The 23,419-nt window shown below is 38.5% G+C and carries 17 protein-coding genes; 3 read left to right on the top strand and 14 right to left on the bottom strand.

Features of this window, described 5'->3' with window-relative positions:
• The first annotated feature begins 163 nt into the window (after nt 1-163).
• Nucleotides 164-5,170: a DEAD/DEAH box helicase gene (locus AB5217_RS06915; RefSeq protein WP_368112674.1), complete on the top strand. Its 5,007-nt coding sequence runs from the start codon at nt 164-166 to the stop codon at nt 5,168-5,170.
• Between the two features lie 2 nt (nt 5,171-5,172).
• Here the strand turns inward: AB5217_RS06915 and AB5217_RS06910 are convergent, their stop codons facing one another.
• From AB5217_RS06910 to AB5217_RS06885, 6 genes are all read right to left on the bottom strand, one after another.
• Nucleotides 5,173-5,430, bottom strand: a complete 258-nt coding sequence (locus AB5217_RS06910; RefSeq protein ID WP_229031946.1) for a hypothetical protein — start codon at nt 5,428-5,430, stop codon at nt 5,173-5,175.
• Nucleotides 5,431-5,564: 134 nt separating this feature from the next.
• Entirely contained in the window at nt 5,565-6,824 is a 1,260-nt protein-coding gene (locus tag AB5217_RS06905; RefSeq protein ID WP_055170324.1) for a DUF6602 domain-containing protein, read from the bottom strand.
• Nucleotides 6,821-8,476 (bottom strand): ThiF family adenylyltransferase, encoded by a 1,656-nt coding sequence (locus AB5217_RS06900; protein ID WP_182009271.1) that lies wholly within the window; start codon nt 8,474-8,476, stop codon nt 6,821-6,823. The genes AB5217_RS06905 and AB5217_RS06900 overlap by 4 nt, the downstream gene beginning before the upstream one ends.
• 9 nt (nt 8,477-8,485) lie before the next feature.
• Complete coding sequence (locus AB5217_RS06895) at nt 8,486-9,427, bottom strand: hypothetical protein (protein WP_055170320.1); 942 nt, start codon at nt 9,425-9,427, stop codon at nt 8,486-8,488.
• Between the two features lie 20 nt (nt 9,428-9,447).
• The gene (locus AB5217_RS06890) at nt 9,448-10,050 is read right to left on the bottom strand and encodes an RloB family protein (RefSeq protein ID WP_118049858.1); all 603 of its coding nucleotides are present in this window, start codon (nt 10,048-10,050) and stop codon (nt 9,448-9,450) included.
• 4 nt (nt 10,051-10,054) lie between these two features.
• A complete protein-coding gene (locus tag AB5217_RS06885) occupies nt 10,055-11,353 on the bottom strand; it encodes an AAA family ATPase (RefSeq protein ID WP_118049844.1) in 1,299 nt (432 codons plus the stop codon).
• Between the two features lie 496 nt (nt 11,354-11,849).
• Here AB5217_RS06885 and AB5217_RS06880 point away from each other — a divergent pair, with 496 nt between their 5' ends.
• Both AB5217_RS06880 and AB5217_RS06875 read left to right on the top strand, forming a co-directional pair.
• A complete protein-coding gene (locus tag AB5217_RS06880; RefSeq protein ID WP_032842883.1) occupies nt 11,850-12,803 on the top strand; it encodes a hypothetical protein in 954 nt (317 codons plus the stop codon).
• A gap of 7 nt (nt 12,804-12,810) precedes the next feature.
• On the top strand, nt 12,811-14,037 hold the full coding sequence (locus tag AB5217_RS06875) for an acyloxyacyl hydrolase (protein ID WP_004322474.1): 1,227 nt from the start codon (nt 12,811-12,813) through the stop codon (nt 14,035-14,037).
• Between the two features lie 36 nt (nt 14,038-14,073).
• On the opposite strand, the gene AB5217_RS06870 is transcribed toward AB5217_RS06875, so the two are convergent.
• From AB5217_RS06870 to AB5217_RS06835, 8 genes are all read right to left on the bottom strand, one after another.
• Nucleotides 14,074-15,306 (bottom strand): C10 family peptidase, encoded by a 1,233-nt coding sequence (locus tag AB5217_RS06870; RefSeq protein ID WP_004298222.1) that lies wholly within the window; start codon nt 15,304-15,306, stop codon nt 14,074-14,076.
• Between the two features lie 19 nt (nt 15,307-15,325).
• A complete protein-coding gene (locus tag AB5217_RS06865) occupies nt 15,326-16,045 on the bottom strand; it encodes a hypothetical protein (RefSeq protein ID WP_004298221.1) in 720 nt (239 codons plus the stop codon).
• Between the two features lie 23 nt (nt 16,046-16,068).
• Nucleotides 16,069-16,818, bottom strand: coding sequence for a hypothetical protein (locus AB5217_RS06860; RefSeq protein WP_004298220.1), 750 nt, complete (start codon nt 16,816-16,818; stop codon nt 16,069-16,071).
• A gap of 7 nt (nt 16,819-16,825) precedes the next feature.
• A complete protein-coding gene (locus AB5217_RS06855; protein ID WP_004322468.1) occupies nt 16,826-18,376 on the bottom strand; it encodes a C10 family peptidase in 1,551 nt (516 codons plus the stop codon).
• Nucleotides 18,377-18,383: 7 nt separating this feature from the next.
• The gene (locus AB5217_RS06850) at nt 18,384-19,850 is read right to left on the bottom strand and encodes a C10 family peptidase (RefSeq protein WP_004298218.1); all 1,467 of its coding nucleotides are present in this window, start codon (nt 19,848-19,850) and stop codon (nt 18,384-18,386) included.
• Between the two features lie 44 nt (nt 19,851-19,894).
• A complete protein-coding gene (locus AB5217_RS06845; RefSeq protein ID WP_004298217.1) occupies nt 19,895-20,284 on the bottom strand; it encodes a DUF3244 domain-containing protein in 390 nt (129 codons plus the stop codon).
• Nucleotides 20,285-20,444: 160 nt separating this feature from the next.
• Nucleotides 20,445-22,142, bottom strand: coding sequence for a tetratricopeptide repeat protein (locus tag AB5217_RS06840; protein WP_004298216.1), 1,698 nt, complete (start codon nt 22,140-22,142; stop codon nt 20,445-20,447).
• A gap of 753 nt (nt 22,143-22,895) precedes the next feature.
• Nucleotides 22,896-23,345, bottom strand: a complete 450-nt coding sequence (locus AB5217_RS06835) for a GatB/YqeY domain-containing protein (protein ID WP_004298215.1) — start codon at nt 23,343-23,345, stop codon at nt 22,896-22,898.
• Nucleotides 23,346-23,419 lie beyond the last annotated feature (74 nt).

The following is a 23,419-nucleotide window of genomic DNA, read 5'->3' as shown; positions in this document are numbered from 1 at the left end:
TTGCAAAGGTACGCATAATATTTCAAATACCGTGTTCATTCCTCATTTATAATGATATATGAAAGGTAATTTGTGAGAATTTGTTTTGCAAATTCGTCAGATTTTGCCAGTATAGCACTGATTATTAGAGCCCGTTCCTTTGAAATATATCTCTTATCAAGAGATGAATTTCAAGGAAATACTACATAAATTTCGTACCGAATCATTCACGGAAAGGGAGAAAGGTACAAAGTTTGAGCGACTGATGCGCTCATGGCTATTAACAGACCCACGCTATAATGAGCTTGAATCGGTCTGGCTATGGGAAGATTTTCCGGGGCGAAACGATTTTGGAGGTAATGACACAGGTATCGACCTTGTGGCCAAAACTGAATTGGGTGACTATTGGGCTATCCAGTGTAAATGCTATGCTGAGAATACAATCATAGATAAACCTGCTGTAGATTCATTTCTCGCCACTTCCAGCCGCACGTTCACAAACGAGGTAACATTCCAAACTGCCCGTTTTTCAAATCGTATTTGGATTTCAACCACAAACCATTGGGGAGCTAATGCAGAAGAGGCTATCCGAAACCAGGAACCACCTGTTACGCGCATCGGTATGGCAGACCTTGTTTCATCTCCTGTGGACTGGCAAAAGATAATGGACGGTCTAACCGGCAATTCTGCACTGGTGGAGGGCAAGAAGCCTCGTGAACACCAATTGAATGCCATATCAAAAGCATACGTTCATTATATGTCAGATGGCAACGATAGGGGCAAACTCATTATGGCTTGCGGTACAGGTAAAACCTACACTTCGCTGCTCATTGCGGAACAGTTGTTTGGCAACAAAGGCTTGGTGCTGTTCATGGTTCCGTCCATCGCCTTGTTGGGGCAGTCGCTCAACGCATGGTCGGCAGATGCGAAGAAGCCCATTAAGGCTGTCTGCATCTGTTCCGATTCCAAAGCCTCACGCAAGACCACCAAGGGATCTGATGATACGGATGACAGCGTGGTTGACCTTGCCGTACCTGCATCCACCAATCCACAATCCATTGCATCCCAATTAAAGAAATATCGGAATCATGACGGCTTGGTAGTCGTGTTCTCCACCTACCAATCCATAGATGCCGTTTCTGCTGCGCAGCGAGAGATATTATCCAAGACAAACGGAGAATACGGCGTGTTTGACTTCATCATCTGTGACGAAGCACACCGCACTACCGGCGTAAAAATAGCCGAAAAGGATGAGAGCAACTTTATCAAGATACATTCCAATGAGAATGTACAAGGTCGGAAACGCCTTTATATGACTGCCACGCCGCGTTTGTATGGGGAATCTGCCAAGATAAAGGCATCGGAAAAGGATTGCATTCTCTGCTCGATGGATGATAAAGCCATTTATGGAGAGGAATTTTATCGTGTGAATTTCTCATACGCCGTTCAAAATGGCTTATTGACGGATTACAAGGTGCTTGTCCTTACTGTTAGCGAAGATGATGTACCTGCCAACATAAAACAAGACATCACCAATTCTACCACCGAACTGAATTTTGACGACACATCAAAGCTCATTGGGGTAATAAACGGATTGTCAAAAATGATACATGGCGACGACCATCGCACATGGGATGCCGACCCACGCATGATGCGCCGTGCCGTGGCGTTCTGTTCAGCCATAGGCAACGAGACAAAAGCCGGAACGTCAAAATATGTAGCTTCGGTACTTCCAAGAATATCTGGGAAATACGAAGAGAATCTTGATTCAGAAAGCCTTTCGCATACCGTTTCAGTAAGGACACGGCATATAGATGGTTCTATGAACTCGCAGGAGCGTAATGGAATCCTGCAATGGCTGGCGGAAGAGCCAGACAATGAACGTGAATGTCGTGTTGTAACCAACGTGCGTTGTCTGTCCGAGGGTGTGGATGTGCCGTCTCTCGATGCCGTATTGTTTCTTTCTGCCCGTAATTCGCAGGTGGATGTGGTGCAGTCGGTTGGCCGCGTGATACGTACATTCCACAAGGGGCAATCCGATGAAAAGAAGTATGGATATATCATCATCCCTATTGTAGTGCCATCTGATATTTCGGCGGAGGAAGCTCTTGACAACAACAAGACATTCGATGTGGTGTGGGCTATCTTGAATGCGCTCCGTTCACACGATGACCGCTTCAATGCGATGGTAAACAAAATAGCCCTCAACAAGCAGAAACCAAACACTCAGACAGGTACACCGTCTGTTACCATAGGCCGACCGGGATTGGGTACAAATGACGGAGAAGCGGAAGCACAACAAATTGAGAATGCAGAAATTGCCCGACAGTTGGAACTTCGTTTCGGGGAGATACAGGACGGTATGTATGCCAAACTGGTAGAAAAGTGCGGTGACCGTCTTTATTGGGAGAATTGGGCAAAAGAGGTTGGTCTTATTGCGCACAAATTTATTGAGCGTATTTCCAAACTTATTCAGTCCGGTGTACACAAAAAGGCTTTCAATGAATATTTAAAGGGGTTACAGCGAGACCTTAATCCATCGGTAGATGCCGCCCAAGCCATTGAAATGCTGGCACAGCACATCATCACCCGACCTGTATTTGATGCTCTGTTTTCAGATTACCAGTTTGTCAATAACAACACCGTGAGCCGTTCTATGCAACGCATGATAGACATATTGCAAGAACAGGCTTTTGAAAAGGATACCGAGGTACTGGAGAAGTTCTACCAATCGGTAAGGACAAATGTGGGCGGTATTGATAATTTGGAGGGTAAGCAGACAATCATAAAGAACCTTTATGAAAAGTTTTTCAAAGGCGCATTTCCGCTTACAGTGGAGAAATTGGGCATTGTTTATACACCGGTGGAATGTGTGGATTTCATCATCCGTTCAGTGGATGATATTCTCAAAGCAGAGTTCAATACTTCGCTGACGGAGCAAAACGTTCATATTCTTGACCCATTTACAGGTACAGGTACCTTCATTACTCGTTTGTTGCAATCCGGCCTTATCCGTCCTGAGGATATGGAGCGCAAATATCGGAATGAAATTCATTGCAATGAAATTGTGCTGCTGGCCTATTATATTGCTGATGTGAATATCGAATCTGTATTCCATGACATTACCTACAGGGAGACTTACTTACCGTATAGCGGTATCTGTCTGACCGATACGTTCCAATTGGCAGAGAAGAAACATAACGAACTTTTCACGGAATTCTTTCAAGACAATTCCAAACGGGTAAAGAAGCAGATGGCTACACACGTGAGGGTAATTGTCGGAAATCCGCCGTATTCTATCGGTCAGAAATCGGCTAATGACAATGCACAAAATACTGTATATCCGGCTATGGAAAAGAGACTGAGTGAAACTTATACAAAAAGAAGTTTAGCAGGACTCAGTAAATCAACTTACGACAGTTATGTGAAAGCATTTCGGTGGGCTTCTGACCGTATTCCACAAAATGAAGGAGGTATTGTAGCATTCATAAGCAATGGTGCATGGCTTGATGGTATCGGTCAAGATGGTATGCGCAGATGTATAGAGGAAGAATTTACATCTGTTTATGTACTGAATTTGCGTGGAAATCAGCGCACTTCTGGAGAATTATCCCGTAAAGAAGGTGGAAAAATTTTTGGAAGCGGTTCTCGTACTCCTATCGCCATAACTTTCCTTGTCAAAAATCCGGCAAAGAAAGGGCAAAAGGCAGTTATCCATTATCATGACATAGGTGATTACCTCACTCGTGAGCAGAAGCTCAAACTGGTAAAAGATTTCCGTTCCATTTCTTCGCAGAAATTGGAATGGCAGATTATTACGCCTAATGATAAGGCTGATTGGATAAATCAACGTGATGGGGTATTTGATAATCTAATACCACTGTTTGATAAAAAAGGTGTTGGCATTTTTAATCATAATGGACCAGCAGTAGCCACAGGTCGAGATGTTTGGGTTAACAATTTTTCTAATTCGCAATTGGACGACAATATTAATTGCTTGATTAATAATTACAATGCTCAATGCCGCGAATTTCAAACAATTAAATCACAAGAAAAGGCGTTGTCTGTTGAATCATTCATAGATACTGATACAACTAAAGTAAGTTGGACTCGTTCATTAAGAAATTTCTTGTCGCGTGGAACTTTACTAAAGTTTGAAAGAGAAAGACTTATGGAATGTTCGTATAGGCCATTCTGTGTGACAAACTTATATTATTCTCCAAGCCTGATAGAAAGCCCAGGACAATGTAAGGATTTGTTCCCACTGAATACAGATAAGATTATCTTATGCGTAAATGGAAAAGGTTCTAATAAAGATGCTTCAACTATAGTTACCCATTATATTCCTGATTATCAATTGCAATTTAATTGCCAGTTCTACCCATTATATTGGTATGAGGAAAACAAGAATCCCCAAGCTACACTTTTTGATGATGCGGAAACAGACAAATATATTCGCCGGGACGGAATAACCGACTGGATTCTGAAAGAAGTCCGTAGCCGTTTCGGAGGTTCAAAAGCCATTACCAAAGAACACATATTCTACTATGTGTATGGGTTGCTTCATTCTAAGCAATACCGTGAACGATTTGCCGATGATTTGAAGAAGTCATTGCCACGCATCCCCATTGTGGATAGTGTACAGGACTTTATGTCCTTTTATAAAGCAGGCAAAGAACTTGCCGACCTGCACCTGAACTATGAACAAAGCATAAACGAGCAGGCTGTTGGGCAAGATGGAGATTATCTGTTTTTCGCTGCAATGCCAATGATTGCCCATCGTGCTTGTGCTGTCAGAGTAAATGGCGATATGGACATTTGGCAAAACAACTGGACGAACGAAACCTACCAATACTTTGCCGTTGATAAAATGAGGTTTGCCAAAATTCGTGACGAAAGTGGAAAGCTCGTTGCTGATAAGGCACGCATCATCTATAATGACCATATTACCATTGAGAACATTCCGCTCAAAGCATACGAATATGTCGTTAATGGTAAATCCGCTATCGAGTGGATAATGGAACGCTATGCCATCACAATTGATAAAGCGTCCCAAATCAAAAATGATCCAAACGACTGGTCGCGAGAACACGAACAACCCCGTTATATCCTCGACCTGCTTCTGTCGGTGGTTATGCTCTCTTGTCAAACAGTAGATATAGTAAGCACTTTGCCAATATTAAGACTGTAGTTTTATCGTTTTGTAAGCTTAGGGGTTCTTGAATCTGGTTTCTTTGTTGGAGTATTGATTTTCACAATAAGGGGCATTGGAAAATCAACTCCAACAATTAAAGCTTCACCTTCTCCCAAAATAGGAAGGAAAGAAAGAATATTTCTATTTGCTGCAGATGCGGCACTTTCAACTGCTTTTTTATCTTGCTCATTAATTAACCTATGAACCAGAAATGTTCCCATTTGACTTAATGTCCCTAATGGTATATCACGAGGCATTTGGGTAGCAATACATAAGAACAAACCGTATTTACGGGCTTCTTTTGGTAGGCATATCTTCTACCCTTTCTATCTATGTTCTGAAATGAGATATAGTTATGTGGAAGCTCACGAAATCTGTCGTACCTTTACTTTTAAATATCTTCATCAATTTTTGCATTAATAGCCTCTAGATATGCATTAATATCTATTGCGGGTACAGTACCAATGGACTTCAAATAGCTCACAAGCTGAAGGAAAAATGTGAAGAGAGACACATTCTTATTGCTAAACTCAATCTCGTTTACTTCGCGACTCTCATACACTTTTTCTATATACTTACGATTATCCTTGATTGGGTCTATATATTCAGGTACAGTCTCTTTATAATCAATATAAAAACTACCAGCATCACAGAAGCATCCCAAATCCAAAGTCTGTAAGCCCTTCAGTTTTTCTAACTGCTTTATTACCGTATCATTCCCACGGTACGAACTCGTTGTAGTTAAAATACCACCTATTATCTTAGTCAATGCTCTGGCAGGCGTAGTTTTTCCTGAGGAGACCATACTAATACTTGTTCTTTTCAGTTTACGCACGCTCTCAACTTTCTTGGCTGCATATTCTATATGTCCTTCCACATCCTGTTTTACCTCAAACACGGCATACACGCTTTCTGCCGGTATATACATAAAACCATCCTGCTTGAATATGAAGGGTGTGTAAATCGCGTCATAAATGACTACGTCCATCTGTTCGCTAACATTGCCCGTCGAATCTATCACAATAGCCTTATCCACCTTATACCTGTCAGGAAGGTATGTGCGTAGAAACTCTATCCAATGTTGCTCCGTAGCATCACCTTTGCTGCCGGGATGTTCAATAAATTCCCTGTTTACATTCAGGCTAGCCAACATTTGGTTCTGCAAGCCATGAAATAAATCCTTTAAATCTATCATTTTATTGTATTCCAACAATTGATTATTCATATAACAATAAAACTTATGAGCACTAAGTCCATTACTTCTAACACTGACTATCAGTAGTAACGGATTCTCAATGGCCACTTCCTTCTCAATATCTATCATAGCCGCCAAATCTGTACTGCTATATTGTGTGGAACCATTTGGATGACTATGCCATTCGCCCACATATTGCAACCCCTCCTTGGCTAATTGTTCCCATACATTTTCCAAACCCTTGGTAATGCGCATAAACTTTGTCCTGCCAGTCAATTTTTCCACAGGCACCACAACTTTTTCTATATACACTGTATGTTTATCTTTAGAATATCGTCCAGCGAGCATCCCTCCGTTCTCATTGGGGTATTCGCCCTCAGCCTGCAACTTTATTTGGTTGAATACTAAGGTTGGTATCTCTATATACAAATCATTACTTGACAAATAATACTTCATAACTTGTTTATCTTTAAATTCAAGTCGTCTTCTGTTATATAAAAATCACTTAATGGTTCCTGCTTGCTCAACATTTTGATAATATGTTTCACGGCGACTTGCACTTTGCATTCTATGTCATTATACGAAGCCTTAAAGGTTGGATTCCAACAACCCGTAGGATTGTACATGTCGGTTTCCACATCGTGTTTAAATAAGCCATAAACCAACAAAACAGTCTCTGTTACATTAGGAGAAAAGGCACATATCAAATCTTGTGCGTGATTGGTTATTGAGAGATTAACCAATTGGGCTTTCGTCCCAATAGAATCCATTACCCGCATCAGTTGATTATCCGTTGTACAATCAAATATCACATCAAACTCGTCAAAGAATTCTGCTAGAGCACTTTTGTCCTCATGCCCTGCCGCATATGTTTTTATCACTAAGTCAGCAATAGATTTCAAACTGGTACATTCAACATGAGGCGAAATCTGCGTCAGTAAACTCGTTATATCCAAGGTTTTCTCAATTATACCTGTATAAAAAGGATATGCAGACCGGCAAACATTACCAGGTTCCTTATTGTCTATGTCATATAGAGTCAGGTTTTTCGCACCACATCTTGTTAGAGTTTCTGCCAAAATACTTCCTATAGCCCCGACACCCATAATCAGCATTTTCTTATTAGCCAGTTCTTTGGGCATAGCTCCACGCCCAAAGAAATACTTATAGGAAATATCCACAGTTTCTGCCCATTGGATTTGCCCTTGTCTAAAATCAGTTAGCCAAAGCCTATTCTTACCAGTGCCCATCCGCACAGGTTCTATCGGCAGATCATCCATGAAGAGAATCATTGCCTGCCAGTGAACGCCACCTTCGGGAATTCTATATCCACAAAACAACGGGAAGAAATCATACTTGTCTCTATGCGATACCACAAAACTATGGATATAGTTTTTCTGACTCTGCGAGAATAGTCCCCTGATAGAATTGTAATTCTCAACAATAAACTTGTTGTATACCGATGGAATGTTGTTCAGCAGACAATATACTCCCTTAAACGACCTTAATTCTTGGTAGGACTTACTAATCCTACAGAACATTTCCGTCTTCTTTACCTGTACGCACGACACAAACTTTTGTACCACATAGTTGATAACTGGCGTGTCTTTTTTACGACCTGTTGGTAATGGCGTATAGTGTACTATTCCGTAGTCTCCTTCAGTAAAATCCTCTTGAGTCTCTGCGAAACAGAAAGTATAATACTGCCCGCGAATCGTATGATGATTCACTACCAAATGCTCGTAGTGAGCATCCTTTTCTCCCCTTACATAGTATTCCTCAACCCATTCCTTCAACTGTTTCAAGTCGTTTACAAACTGACTCTCTGCATTATCATATTCCGCAGGGTGCATGCAAAGATTGCCGCCCTGCATAATGTGTGGATAATCCAGCAGATTTTTATTTTGAAAATGGATAGGTTCCATGCCCATAGTTTTGAACGGATAAGTAGGACTAATCTCTACATACCATTCCAAGTCAGCATGTTCTTGATCTGTAACCACGGCAATACGACCTTTTAAGGAGCCTGCTTCATCAATGATAAAATCTTCAATAAGACTAACGCCGTGAATGAGACCTATCAATTCTTTTATTTTATCTACAGTCATCATATTTTACTATCCGAACCGTTTTGTACTTGTAGGATAAGCAGCACCTGTATCTTTCTCTTTATATCCGCAATATTTTTCGTTTACCTTGAAGTAGTAGGGCAAATATAAATCAGGATTACTGTCTATGTTGTTGAGCATGCTTTCCATATCAGATTTAAACGATTGTCTATCGTAGTCCTGCATAGTCCCCACGACATCGTTGTTCGTGTTACCTGGGTCAAAAAGGTGGAAACTACTTTCCGCGATGTGGTCACGTAGATACTCCATCGTGTATTTTAATCTTGGCCAAAGACCCATGTCACCATTATAACCATCTAAGGCTCTAATTACGGCCAGTTCAATAACGAAAGACTTATATTTCTTATCTTTTTGCTTTTTCCATATTTTAAGCAGACGAATAATTTGACGTTCACTTGACTTACCTTCGATATGCGAAATCTGCTTCTGGATATTCGTTTTCTGGCTCGATCCTTTTTTGAATCCCCAATGGTCTTCATTAAAGCACAAGTTCAGGTTATACGAATCAGAATAGTCGTTATTATTTAATTCTCTACCAGGTACAACATCAAGCTCAACCGGTTTCTCATCCCCCTCTTCAATAGGAAAACTAACACCAATGGAAACCTTTTGCTTACGAATGGTCACACCAGTATTCTTGTATTCATCTGCAAGGAAATCGTGCACACTGTCAAACATCTCTTGTAATGTTCCAAAAGCATTATACTTGAACGGTTCCACCAAATCAAGGTCGAATTTCACATTAGTGGCAGTATGCTTAGCAAAACTGCCAGAACCAAACGAAGAATACTTGTCGCAACCATAATGGTCGTGCATTTTGGCCTTAATCTCCTCTCTACGCTTTTTTACTTTATTCACGAAATCCTGCACGTGGCACATTTTGTGTGTATCTAACACTTCTCCTAAATGTTTGTTTTTGTCGAAACTCATATTTTCTATCAATGTATATTTTATAAATTAATTAATAACTCTATCACCTTATGTACCTCCGAATATGCCTTCAAATCCTCTGGCGATTCCTTGCAGAGTTGGCATAACTTTTCTGAGTTTGATATAGCTCGTTCCAAATCACCATTCTCTGTCAGGTATTTATAGAGGTTGGTGCGTATGAAATATCGCTTTGTCTTTTCATACCCCGGCATATATTTCTGTAATTCGGGAAGCAGTTGTTCGTAACTCTCATATCGCCGACAAACTACATTAGGCAAGAAATGGAGTAGAAACCAAAACTCCGTGCACGGATTCGTTTCTACAAACATTACCTTTCCGGCATATTTCTTCTTGCTATACTCTTTCTTTGCCCGCTGATACAACTGCATTTCAGATGGAAACTGAAATAGTCTGTCCATATCAAACAGGCATACGATAAAGTCGTATTGCTTGTTCAAATAAGATTCTACCAGTTTCAGTATATGATTGATGTCGCTGTGCTGCGGAAAATCCGGAGCGACCTTGAAAGGATAACGACACGCAATCCTCAGAGAGTCGAAATAGAACCATTCCGTTTCTCCTTCGCCTATGATGGCGATACTTTTTGTTACTGTCCGTCCCATATCATTAGTCATTCAAGTTGATATACTGACTACCCAAGAACGGCAACTTTACCAATTTTCCCTGCTTGTAAGCATTGTATGGGGAAAGATTCTTATGCAGTCCCAAAGAAGACAGGCGTACTATTTTAGTTTCGCCAAGTTCGTCTTTGTCGGTGAACCATATCGTATCACGGCGAATGAAATCCTCGTTGAGAAGATTGATGTCGTGTGTGGTCAGGAGCATTTGGGATGTTCCGTTACTGTTTGCCAGAAAGACTTTCAGGAAATAAGCCAACAGTTCATAATGAATACTTGTCTCCACTTCATCAATGGGCACAAACCGATTGGTCTTTAATAAGAAATTCAGTATCACCGCCATTCCCAAGAACCTCATGGTGCCATTGGACTCGTATTCTTCCGACAAATCATATACTTTATCGCCTGCCTTATGCTTAAAGGTCAGTTCCGTATTTGTAATTTTCCCCTTTCTAAGCATTTCAGCTTTTGCATCTTTATCAATAGGGGCATTCTGAATCAGTTGTTCCAATTCAGGTGTAATCAGCTCTTCCTCTTCATGTAATACCACATCTTCTATATTGAAATCGGATGCTTTCAGGAAGTTCAAAATGAATTTCTTCAAATCTCCTGCCTCGTCTTTATCCAATCGTGATTTGACATATCCCGAAAGCAACATACCGGGAGCCAGTACATCTTTTACCTGCTTGGCAAAATAATCGTACACATCATTCAGCCTTGTCCGTTCCACGTTGCTTTTGCCAAATGCGGCAAGCACACTGCAATTATTGATAGTGTTGCCGGAAATCACATCCTGGCTTTTCTTTGTCATTTTCAGATTTACGCCAAAGTCGATAGTCGAGGAATCTGTCGCGGCATCATAACTTCGGTTATACAGCTTGGTCGGGCGAATGGAATCATAAACAATCAATGTCTCGGAATAGATATGCTTTGCATCCAATTCAAAACTAAGAATGTACTTCGACTGATTGATATAGAACACCATTGACATCTTTGTCTTTTCGTTTCTTGAAGTGTCATCCAACATGAAAGGAACAACCCCGGTTTTCTCAGTCCTGTCTTTAGGCATTCTTAAAACCAGCATCTTGAAAAATTCAATGGCATTTAATATATTCGTTTTACCGGAAGCGTTGGCACCATAGATGATGCCCACTTTCAGCAATCTTACACCGTCCTTAACTTCATACGAATATTCATCAGACATAAAAGTATCTACCGACGGCTCAAAACTGATTTTCTGAACCGATTTAATGGAAAAAAAATTCTCAATGCTGAACTCTGCTATCATAATCGTTGATTTTATCTATTGTACGGTGCAAAGGTACAAATAAAATCTCATACGACAAACTATAAACGCGATTATTGTAGGAAAATTACGCAATACAAATATAAAATCAACGAATAACTATTTGTTGGAGCTGTAAATTAACCATCTGATTATCTCTGGAAGGTGTTGACCGATTTGAGAACGGGGGTAAACGAATGTGGATTATGCAGCCCGAGAAGTTAATTGTCCAATGACATTTGCGTCATATCTTGATTTATTTATGATGGCTAAATAGTGGTGCTAAAATGATACTAAATTGCAAAACTACTCTTTTATACACTCTATAAAATATAGTAAATCAGTTTATTATAAAATTTTGTATCTTGTTAGCCACTGTATGCGGCAATTAATCAGGTGATAATAACACTTCTTAATGCGGGTTTGTATGCTGTTCCTGAAAATATATGTTACTTTTGTCCGTAGAGAACAAAAGAGAATGAACAAGAGAGAAAACAATATGAAAAGATTCCTATACCTGACGGTCTGCCTTCTCATCCTGGGGGAGTTTTATGGTTGTAACGGAGACGTATTTGTCGACGACTTCCGTCCTTCCGATTCCGAACTGACGCTGGACGGGAACGGGGATGTTGCCACTATTCAATTTGCAGCTGCCAATTGGGATTGGTTAGCAATGTATACAGCTTCTAGTCTTCCCGTTCAATATAAAGTATATGATGCGGACAATCGCTTGGTAACAAATGACCAAGGTCCATCGCTGAACGGATTGGGAAAGATTGTGTGCACCGGAGAGATGATTGATTTCACCATCGAACGTGTTCATCCCGAAGAAGTGAAGATAACGGTGGGCGAGAATGCCCTTTCCGCTCCTTTTCAATTCCTGCTCACGGCAAGCAACGAATATGAGTGGCAGGAGATACACGTCGAGATTTCTCCGGGAGACAGATATGTGATGGATAGTATCATTTATTCTTTGAATGCATATTCTTACGATCCGGAAAACAAGATAGAGAAAAAAGAAGGCGTCTCCTTTCATAACTTAACAGATGTTTCGTCTACATACACGTTTTTTCCTTTCGAGGCTTTTTACCATTTTATGAGGTTCAAAAGCGATGTGCCCGAAGCTTTTCAACTACTGGGCGAAGCCGGTCTGACAGTGGAAATACCAAGTATGAAAGACGGATATTTAGTGATGAACGGCAAACGGGCGCCATTCATTTCTGAGCAACAAATGTTGCCTTGCTCTAGTACGGAACAGAACAAAGACATAATTCCTCCCCGGACTTCTCGATACTACACCTTATCGATGATGTATGATTGGTTGGAAACGAGATATACCCTCTATGTTTCTCACTCCAAAACCAAGAAACAACGAATCGTAACCGGCACGTTGCATAGCGAAATGCCTGTAAAATATTATATAACACACAAGGATATACCTTTCAACAACTAGCATATCAATGATTAGAAATAGGAACGCCATACGGTTGCTGTGCCTCTTTTGCCTTCTGGTATATCCGGCAATCAACGCAAATCTGGAAGCCCAGACAATCATCGGACAACGGAACGACAGCGTCAGCCATTCCCTGATCCGCCATCAGCTTGGCTTTGACATTCGTCCGGGCTATATCGTCTCCACCCATAGTTTTCTGCAAGGAGACAATATGCAGCAAAAGAAAATCGACCAATCGCTTTCTTTCCATCTCAAGTACGCTTTCAGATTTAGCAAAGAATCCAATCTCGGCAGGCTCTTTCCTCATACCTATCAGGGCATTGGCGTTTCCTACCAGACCTTCTTTAGTCCCGTTGAATTGGGAAATCCGGTGTCGGTATACGCTTTTCAGGGGTCACGTATCGCGCAACTGTCGCCCCGTCTATCGCTCGATTACGAATGGAACTTCGGAGCTTCTTTTGGCTGGAGGAAATATGACGAACTATCCAATCCGCAAAACGTGTTGATTGGCTCCAAGATCAATGCGTACATCAATCTCGGCTTTTTGCTGAACTGGCAAGTTCACAAGTACTGGAAACTGGCGGCAGGTGTAGATCTCACCCATTTTTCCAATGGAAACACGCATTATCCTAATGGCGGTCTTAATGTTATTGGAGGAAGAATCGGCATCGTACGCACTTTGGACGCGGATGAGGCACCCGGTTCCATCACTCCTAGACGGCTCTTTATAAAGCCTCACGTCAGCTATGACTTGGTGATCTACGGAGCCACCCGCAAAAGAGGACTGATTGGAGACGATGTGTCGAGTATGATTCCTGGTTCGTTCGGTGTGGTGGGCATCAATTTCGCCCCGATGTATAATTTCAACAACTATTTTCGGGCAGGGCTTTCTGCGGATGCGCAATATGATGAAAGTGCCAATCTTAAGGAGTATAGAGTGGGCGAGTTTTACTCAAGCGATTTGAAGTTTCATCGTCCTCCTTTCCGTAAGCAATTTGCCATGGGGTTATCTCTTCGGGCAGAACTGGTGATGCCTGTTTTTTCTATCAATGTCGGTGTCGGTCGGAATCTGATATACAGCGGTGGTGATATGAAAGGGTTCTACCAAATTCTGGCTCTCAAGACTTACATTACACGCCATTTGTTTCTGCATGTAGGGTATCAGTTGAGCAAGTTTAAAGACCCCAACAATTTGATGCTGGGGCTTGGATATAGATTTCATGATAAACGATGAAAGGGTAATCTGTATTTGTATACATTTGTTTCTTATCTATTTGTTTCTTATGTTGGCGATTATCCCAAGATTTACATCTTTATATTTTAATCCATTAAGTTCAAATGTAATTCCTCCGTCATTATTAACTAAGAAATATCCATCAAAATTTGTATTTTTACTAAAGTTGCAATGGAGGTAAGTTGAATTATCTTCATTAATTGCATAACCGTCTACTAGAAAAGCCAGTCTATTTCGATCTCCTACTAAAACAGGATATAGAGAAAGTAACGACTTTTTTACTATATCTAAATTCCAACTCTGATCTTTATCACAAAACAGCCCACATTGAGAAGAATTCAAGGCTGCAGATATTTTATCTGTTGGAGTTTCCATGGCAACAACGGCATTTACAATAGAAGATTGTGGCCATTTGTCATCATAGGCTTTGCCCCATACTGGATATGTTCCAATAGTGTCATATATGTATTTGGATAAAATTCCTGCTAACTCCCACCATTCGGGTACTGTGTCGTTTTTCTCCATAATTAATGTTTCCCAATTAATATACACTCCGTTAATGCTTATATATGGTTGTAGGTAAGCCATTGCTTGAGCAATGCTTATAACCGCTTCTCCTGTATAATAGTTATCATACCATGCCGATCCCGGTCTACTTCCGATTCCTTCAGCATATTGTACCCATGCTTTGGGTAATAAACGATTGTGTGGTGCACTTTGTGACCATTGGGTGCTACAGAAAGGCACAATCATCACACTTACTTCTCCTGGTATAGGGTCAACAGGGTAAGAACGTGTAGACAATGCGTTTTTATAGTTTTGGATTTTATCCAATAAAGTATTCTTCGCCATTTGCATCATAATATTCGGCCCTAAGGAGACTTGATAAAGCGAATCATTGAATGAAGGCATATATGCGAGTACTTCTTGAAATCTTTTATCTCCAGAAACAATAATTCTTCCATTTTCCAGACCATTATTTATCTCTATTTCATAAACCAAGGGGAGTTCTTCACTTGATAAAGCTCTTGTTTTTTCAGAAGCGTGTAGTCTGTATGTGCTTTTTACATCAAATGCGGTATAATTATCTCTAGTTTGTGGTTCGGATGTTACAGATTCGTGAAATGTTTTGGCAATTGCAAGTGCTTCACTTTCTGACAAATCATAAAGGCTACTATTAGCTTCTATCTTAATTTCCTTGTCTAGTTCCTCTGTGCATGCTGAAATTGATACAGTAAAAATGATACATATAAATATGTTTTTTCTCATAATGTTTTTGTTTACTTAATTATTCAATTGCTGATAGAAAACATTGGATTTTTGCACCTCTTACAGATGCATTCGGATATTTTGATTTACACTTTTCTGTAAAGTCTAATACAATGATAATTGTATGGTCGTTCACTACGGCAAATCCGTGTTTAGATATGCTGTTGTTAAAGTTTAAGGTAAGGCTGTCTTTATCCCATTCGTAGGTTCCGATTCTTTTATTATTGTCATAGTCGGATGAAGAATAATCAATTTCCACAGCTTTAGTATCTTTGTCAAAAGAGTATAGTATTCCCGATCTGCTTTTGGCAATTCCTCTTAATTCGCTCTCTATTATTTCTCGAATGTGCAGGTCATCACCATTTATCCAAGTATTGGATGAATCTCCTTTTTCTATGAACTTTCCAGAAAGGTAGTCGGAAATAACTTTAATCTCTGCATAATTGTCAGGATATTTTAAGTCACGCAGATATATGGAAGTGTTTCCTACACTGTTTCCTGTGATGAGGATTGCCTTACTATCGTTCTGTGGTTCAACTGTTGCTATTTGGGGATTCTCTGACTGTAATCCAAGCCCCATTTGGAATTTTTCTAAATCAGACAATATATACACAGTTCTTTTCTCTCCAGCCAAAATGTGTATGGAGTTGCTACTTAATTCAATGGATTCACAATTTAGTTTGTCTTCGTTTGAGCAACTGATTGTAAATATACAGAATATCAAAAATAATAGTTTCATTTATCTATCTCCTTTTTTATCGATCAAAATGTAAGCCCTCCTAATAGAATTATTCCATTATCTTTCCAAATATGATTCACTTTTACTTCTGTGATACCTGCGTCAGGATACCGCTGTTGATATTCTGCTGTTTTATCACTCTGTAGAATATATCCGTATGACATTTTTGTAGCAAATTTAAAACCGAATTTTTCTGTTTTATCGTCATACATTAGGGTTAAAGAGGTAATATTCCATTCGTATGTGCCTTCTCTGAATATTCCCGAATCAGTTTTCATTGTAAACTTTTTGGTTTCCTGATTGAATGTATAAGTGGCACCGATGAATGGTTTTTCTTTTTCTCGTAACTCAATTTCTATCTCTGGGGGGATTCTTAGATCCACTGCTTTTATTATTACTCCCGGATAATCAGGGTTACCTTTTAGCGGAATTCCCCAATTGACAATTTCCGGACTGTTGAAGTATTTGACATATACGGAGATTTCACATGCTATCTTATTATTGTCAGTATCGATAAGTCGTATCATGGTGCTTCCACTTTTGTAGGTAGTGATGCATACGCTCATTTCGTCAAGAATAGCAGTCGCAATTTCTTGATTTTCTGATTCTAACCTATAGTTGTGCTCTGTTAAGTCTGTTTCTATAATGACATGCCATGTGTCTCCTTCCCATATAGAAACTGATTTCTTTTCAACTTCGTATGGTTCCTCTTCAGAGCAACCATACGAAGATGCCAGTAATAATACAATTAGTAAAACTCTACTGATTCTCATAGTCCGGTTATTTTCTAGTTATATTATATAGCATAGTCATTTCCTGCGTGTAATATGCAATATTATTATTATCGTCGTCTGGAAATACAACATCGCAATCCTGCAGGTCATTACTTGTTCTAAAGTAAACTCTAGATCTTTTCCCCCATCCCATATTTACTGACCAGTAATGGTCATATCCGGCTTGGTGCTGACGCTTCGTAATAACAACCCCATCGATTAGCCATGCGTGTCCTCCCCCATTACCTAGAATCTTACCATTGTCGTCTACAATATGTCCGGGCCCACAAAGAAAAACAGGTTTTCTTTCAAATAAAGATTGTTTTGCTAGATTGCCATTAAACTTGTTATTTTGGTTCCCGTAGAAATTAACCATACTCTTTAAATAATTTATGGTATTGATTGTAGGAGTTTCTGTTTGAGTAATCACTGATTTTTTATATGTTTTTCCTGTATTGACATCTAATAAGTCCTTTTCTTCATAAGAGGGGTGTGAATCTGTTGCTGTGGCAATCTGTGCAAATAATCCTGTAATCATATTTACCAGATCTTCAGGTGAACTAGCTTCTGGATATCCTTGGGTAAATTTGATGAATTCGACTGATGTTGCATAATCCCAGTCAACCTTTTGACTATTAGCTAAATACATGTCTGGTTTCACTATGCTGAACAATATTCCGATTGCTACATTGGCACATCCTACAGCAAGATGCCCTTCACGCTCACCTCCATATCCGTCGTAGATCATCATTATAGGCCTGCCGTAGTTGTATGGATCATTCTGAGTCCATGAAACTTTAGATAAAGGATTGACAAAACCTACTACATTGGATTGAGGTCTGCTTACGCCTCCAGACTGATTTCCAGGATTATTATTTCTAGTTGATATCTCATCCGTTGTTATAATTCGGTCTTTAAAGTCAGAATAGGAAACATTTTTCTGCGGGATGTTTAATTGTTGGGCTATTTTATGTAAAGTGGAATCCCTTTTTGTAGATCTCATACATTCTATTTGCTGGATATCTAAAAAGACATTTTTTTTAGATAGTTCCAATAGATAACGTGCTTCCGTGGCAATTTCGGAATGCGAAGTATAATTGTCCACATAGTAAAGAACTTCCGGCACTCTCTCGTCTCCACATATGACAGCTAGACTTTTATTTCCCTCATTATTGGATAATTCAACCTCGAATATTGGAACTGTGGGCCCTTTGGATGTTGTCGAGCGGGTATCGGCTATATTTTTAATGATGTTGTTTTCCTCGGCAACATAATACTTCTTTCTTATAGATATTTTTGTTGTTTCAGAGTTTCGTGTAGCTATTTTATCTCCAACTTCTATATTATTTTGGAAATTAGCAACAATATTGCTGATTTCTTCTATAGTCAGTTCTTGCGGATTGTCATACGCAATGCTAGCGAACTCTTCTGGAGTTAAAACTATCTGGTCATTTTCAGCTTTTTCATTATCAAACTTATTGGCAATGTTGCTATCTGTACATGATGAAAAAAGAAAGGAAATGATGAATAGATATATTAAGTATCTGTTATTTAGCATATTGTGTCTATTTAGCATAAATATTATTTAAGTAATCCATCTTATGAGCCCATTCTTGAACGGCATTTGCCTGAAAATATGTGTTGGCATTGCTGTCCAATTGGTAGAATCCAGTACATTCATCTGCCCATCCTAAATTAGCGTGCCAATAAACATCGTTTCTTTTCACTAGTTCGCGAGTCGAAATGGCTTTTTCTGTAACCAGTATACCGGATATGATGAAGGCGTGATCAGAAGTTAACATTAGAACCAAATGCTTGTCTCGTAATGCTGCCCACGCCATGTCACCATTAAAAGCTGCCTTAGCTTGGTATTTAAAGTATTTGTTCATTGTCTTTAGCATATTCTGTTCTGAAACTTCACTCGAGATAACAGCATTATCCCAGTCTTTTTTAGATGTGGTTTTGTTTTCGATATAGAGGTCTAGAATTAGGCGCTGGGCATCAATTATGCCTCCTGCGCCTGGGTCATCTAATTTAGGGGTCTTTGTCATTTGATCCCAATTGGGAATGAAAGTCATACCTGTTTGTACTTCATACTTTCCTGTAGGGATTAGAAATGCAACTGGAGGCCTTTTATTACAGTGAGTATATGTCATCATCTGCGCCATAGCAATATTCACACATCCAGCAGGAACTGATGTGAAATTCTTTCCTCCATCTTGTGTTCTTACCCAGTCTCGTAAACCATCTCTATCTATATTAGAGAACCATCCATTATAAGGATCCTCTTGTCCCCAATTTGTTTTTACTAGAGGAAATATAGATTTGTCATGATAGATTTGCATTTCTATATCTCCTATTTGTACAGCAGTTGATCTGGTTGTAGGTTCTGCATCAGTAATAGTTATATAGTTTTTGACTGCCTCATAAGAAACCTCATTTATAGGTATTTCCAGTTCTTTACTAATCTTTTCAAGTGTTGGAAGTCGTAAAGAGTCTACAGCTTCTTTCATCTTTATTGTATTATAGAGATAGCTTGCTTTTGAAGCATGTAATAGTTTACTAGCTCCTGTTTGCTCCATCATTTTTTCACTACTACATTTAGGAATGAAGGCAATGAGGGCAGGAAAATTTGCATTCGCTGAAACTATAGCACGACCGATAGAAGAGCCATTACTAAATTCGATTTCGCAAATTTTCGATGTGATATCGTCATTGTTAATGGCTCTTGTTGCTTGCTCTTGTTTTTTGAATTCTCCCTCTTTATTAATAAAACTCTCTTTTACAATCTTAAAGGAAGTTGCATTGCTTCTTGTCGTTGTTCCGTTTTGCAGATTAGCAAAGGCACTTACCATGTTGAAAAGAGTTTTCTCTTCCAAATCTTTTGTTTCATCATAGGAGATGCTAAAGACTTCATCTTGTGTTAGTTTGACTTTCTTTTGAGAGATAAAATCTTCTGAAACATCATTCGTACACGAATAGATGGTGAATAGGCTGGCTATTGCACATAAAAAATAGAAATGTTTTTTCATATTTTTAATTATTAAGTTGCGTAATGATTGTATGTTTGTTACTTTTATGGCATTGAGTGTTCAATTTCAAACTCTCCAACTAAAGTCATGTCTTCTTCTATATAAAGAAGCTCATAATGACCGGTTTTGTAGCCTGTTAAATTAATTTTATAAGTCTCTTGCCCATTAGGGGGGATTATCACACCTTGGAACATGATGTTTCCTTGCTGATCTTTTACTTGGAAGATGACTTGTTTGTCTACGTTTTCTAAAAAACGAACTTCAATAGTATTTTCGTAGAGAATAGCTTCTATAGGAATAGGAACTGGTACTCCTCTGTGCTGATGCCATCTTTTGATAACTAAACGCTTAGCTCTATGCTCTGATAGAGTATTGGCTTCTATCGTTATAAATGAAATGCCAATTAATAATAGTACAATACTTAGCTTTCTCATATTTTTAATTGTTTTCTGCAAAGTTATAGAGAAATGAAGGGGTGCACAAGCAAAAGATGTTTTTCGGCGTGGACAAAAGACTGTTGATAATCAGTGGCTTATGCAATTTTGCGTGGACAACTTCTTAAACTGTAGTTTATTTCCTACTAAAATGAAGGTATTAGTGCATATTCTCAATCAAGTACTCATATAATGTAGTATTGTCATTCAGCAATGCAATGTTCAGTTTTTCTCTAAGTCTAAACCGTTTCTTTCTTACTGAATCACTTGCAATATTTAGCAACTTTGCTTCTGTGTTAGTATCAAATCCGCACATACATAAACAACAATACAAAAAGTCTTGTTCTGGTAAGTTGGGACATAGACTATATAAGTATTTAGATAAATTTGGATAGATATATGTTATTTCATCTGCAATGAGTTCCCATTGCTTATCTGTTATTAATGGCTTATCATTTCTTGGCTTATTTTGTTTGGCTAACCGTACCAACTCTTTAAATGTTGGTGAATTTTCTAGAGACTTATGTTGTAGTTCCTTATAATTGCTAGTTAAAAGAGCTATTTCTTTCTCTATTTTATTATAGTTGTCATCTTTTTCTTTAAATGTGTCTAATAACTTTTTTTTCTCTTCCAATTCTAATGAAACATAGGTTAAATCTGTTTTTATCCGGTTTAATTCATCTTGTTGTCTGTGTATTTTTTCTTTTGCTTGTTTTCTATATAGTAAATACACTATCATTATTAATAATAAGCATGAAATGCAGATAACTGAAAATATAATGTAGCTTTGTTGTTTAATCTTTAATCTATCTACTTCTTGACTGATTTTTAAATGATTATATTTAGATTCTATGTTTAATATCTTAGATTGGCTGTCAGCGTATACGATAGAATCTACCATGTCAACATATTCTTCCAGGTAGGCAAGCGCTTCTTTATAGTCTCTCTCTGCATTATGGATTTGATAATATAAATAATTGATGCTACACGTATATTGGGGGTCATCTTGTGGAATTTTAGATAATAGTTCTTTAGCTTTATCTATAGAATCAGTTGTGGTATATAAGTCAATCAGTGCTACATAATCAGGCATTTTTTCTTTTCCCGTCGATAATGCTTTAAGAAAGTACTTTTCGGCTTTATCATATTCTTCTCGCATTACATAGATATTTCCTAAAGCATTATTTATTGAAGCGGTAACTTCTATATCTTTAGTATTAGCTGCTACGGAATCGGCAATAGTCAGTATTTCTATAGCACATGATAATGAGTCTATACATGCATATTCACGTCCTATGTTTTTTAATGCGCAGGCATAACTATCGGTGTTATTTTCTTTTTTAAAGCATTCGGCAGCAGTCTCGTATTTTTTGATAGCTTCTGTGAACATGAATTTTTCTCGATATAGATCGCCTATATAGTCATAGGTATATCCAATGAGGTTATTGAGCTTGTTTTTTCCTGCAATGTCCAGCGCATTAGTATAAATAGACATTGCTTTATCATAATCTCCATCAGCAAAATAGGAACGACCTAAATAAATCAAAATTTGCACTTGCTCGTCAGGGCTACCATGTGAGGAATACCAGTCATAAGCTCTTTCTAATTGGTAAGTTGGTAGGATACTATTAAAAATTTCGTCTGTAATCTTACCTGATAACATACACCAGCGTGCAAAAGCTTTGTCGTCTAGTTTTTCAGGAGATGATATACTTTTTAGTAGGTTGGATGCGCTGTCAGGATTTATGGCAATGGCTTTTTCTACTTCATTTAGCAGTCTGTCAGATACGGATTGTTGTTTGTTGCATCCTGATAGCACTAATATAGATGTTATAATTATAGCAATACTCTTTCTCATTTGTCTGTCGTGGTTTAGTTTCGTTGTAAAAGTAATCTTTATTTTCTATATTATGCTCTTTTATAGGGAGATTCTTTTAGTTCGGGAAATAATATTAGTACTGTCTATATCATACATCATATTAATTTCAAATGTGCTTTTATTTTATTAAGTTCATGTGATCTAATTTGATTATTTCCCAGCTATTAATAGACTCTTTCTTATTTATAGTGAGAAAAGTTCCTTTCTATTAATACCTAAATTACTTTACTATAATTCTAAACTTGTTTTTCATTAATCGTAATCTATAATTGCAAGTTGTAATTATATAAATGAAGCTTTTGATTTTATAAATGAAAGCTTTGTTTATAAAAACAAAAGCTTCATTTATAGATTACCTTTAATGTAAGTAATCTTTTCTATTAGTGAAAAGGAAGTTTGGCATTAATAGAGAATAAGTTTATATCTAATAGATTGGAATCAGTCTATTAATCAAAATTCGGCAGAAAGGTATAGTGAATCGGGTGAAACCTATGTGAAAGGCAGCTCTTCACCCGAAATCCCTTTATTCATCGATGTTTCAGAGTGGTGAAGGAGGTGAACGTCATGTTTAAAGAAAAGTTGCAGATGTGTGTAAGATAAAACATCTTGCACGCATCTGCAACGGTATCTTGCACAGGTTTATACTGCTATTAATCAAATAGATAAACTCTGGTTAGTGTAGGGTGCAAGATAAAATCAAAATAATAAAATCTTCTGTGGAAGTCGCAGAGGTTATCCCAAAAGCTCTTTCACTTTTGCAGAAATGGCACGTCCTTCTGCAAGACCTGCTAGCTTCTTGGAGGCAACTCCCATTACTTTACCCATATCTTTACCGCTTGTAGCACCTGTTTCAGCGATAATTTCCTTCAATGCAGCTTCCAGTTCTTCGGCAGTCATTTGTTTCGGCAGGTATTTCTCCATAACGGCTACCTGGCCTAATTCTACGTCAGCCAAATCCTGACGACCCTGTCCGATATAGATTTCAGCAGAATCTTTTCCTTGTTTCACAAGTTTCTGGATAATCTTCAGAGCAGCATCATCTGTCAATATATCGTTAGCTCCCGGGGCAGTCTTAGCTTCCAGGAAGAACTTCTTTATATTTCTCAAAGTTTCAAGGGCTACTTTGTCTTTCGCCTTCATTGCGGTTTTAATGTCTTCGCTGACTTGATCGAATAAATCCATACTATTATAGTTAAAAATTAAAGATTAAAAATTAGATCTGAAGCCTGATTTTGCGAGTTTATAATTTTCGTTCT

Origin of the sequence: Bacteroides sp. MSSM.1001136sp1_RTP21357st2_D2_RTP21359_211015, from assembly GCF_040913205.1 — a bacterium.
Lineage (GTDB): Bacteria > Bacteroidota > Bacteroidia > Bacteroidales > Bacteroidaceae > Bacteroides > Bacteroides ovatus.
The sequence above is the reverse complement of the archived record's forward strand: the minus strand, read 5'-3'. Positions and strand labels throughout refer to the sequence as shown.

Excerpts from the sequence above, each read along its gene's own strand:
- AB5217_RS06905 (WP_055170324.1), bottom strand. The coding sequence starts at position 6,824 with ATGAAGTATTATTTGTCAAGTAATGATTTGTATATAGAGATACCAACC.
- AB5217_RS06840 (WP_004298216.1), bottom strand. The coding sequence starts at position 22,142 with ATGAGAAAGAGTATTGCTATAATTATAACATCTATATTAGTGCTATCA.
- AB5217_RS06915 (WP_368112674.1), top strand. The coding sequence starts at position 164 with ATGAATTTCAAGGAAATACTACATAAATTTCGTACCGAATCATTCACG.
- AB5217_RS06865 (WP_004298221.1), bottom strand. The coding sequence starts at position 16,045 with ATGAAACTATTATTTTTGATATTCTGTATATTTACAATCAGTTGCTCA.
- AB5217_RS06845 (WP_004298217.1), bottom strand. The coding sequence starts at position 20,284 with ATGAGAAAGCTAAGTATTGTACTATTATTAATTGGCATTTCATTTATA.
- AB5217_RS06875 (WP_004322474.1), top strand. The coding sequence starts at position 12,811 with ATGATTAGAAATAGGAACGCCATACGGTTGCTGTGCCTCTTTTGCCTT.
- AB5217_RS06850 (WP_004298218.1), bottom strand. The coding sequence starts at position 19,850 with ATGAAAAAACATTTCTATTTTTTATGTGCAATAGCCAGCCTATTCACC.
- AB5217_RS06880 (WP_032842883.1), top strand. The coding sequence starts at position 11,850 with ATGAAAAGATTCCTATACCTGACGGTCTGCCTTCTCATCCTGGGGGAG.
- AB5217_RS06860 (WP_004298220.1), bottom strand. The coding sequence starts at position 16,818 with ATGAGAATCAGTAGAGTTTTACTAATTGTATTATTACTGGCATCTTCG.
- AB5217_RS06890 (WP_118049858.1), bottom strand. The coding sequence starts at position 10,050 with ATGGGACGGACAGTAACAAAAAGTATCGCCATCATAGGCGAAGGAGAA.
- AB5217_RS06895 (WP_055170320.1), bottom strand. The coding sequence starts at position 9,427 with ATGAGTTTCGACAAAAACAAACATTTAGGAGAAGTGTTAGATACACAC.
- AB5217_RS06870 (WP_004298222.1), bottom strand. The coding sequence starts at position 15,306 with ATGAGAAAAAACATATTTATATGTATCATTTTTACTGTATCAATTTCA.
- AB5217_RS06835 (WP_004298215.1), bottom strand. The coding sequence starts at position 23,345 with ATGGATTTATTCGATCAAGTCAGCGAAGACATTAAAACCGCAATGAAG.
- AB5217_RS06855 (WP_004322468.1), bottom strand. The coding sequence starts at position 18,376 with ATGCTAAATAACAGATACTTAATATATCTATTCATCATTTCCTTTCTT.
- AB5217_RS06900 (WP_182009271.1), bottom strand. The coding sequence starts at position 8,476 with ATGACTGTAGATAAAATAAAAGAATTGATAGGTCTCATTCACGGCGTT.
- AB5217_RS06910 (WP_229031946.1), bottom strand. The coding sequence starts at position 5,430 with ATGCCTCGTGATATACCATTAGGGACATTAAGTCAAATGGGAACATTT.
- AB5217_RS06885 (WP_118049844.1), bottom strand. The coding sequence starts at position 11,353 with ATGATAGCAGAGTTCAGCATTGAGAATTTTTTTTCCATTAAATCGGTT.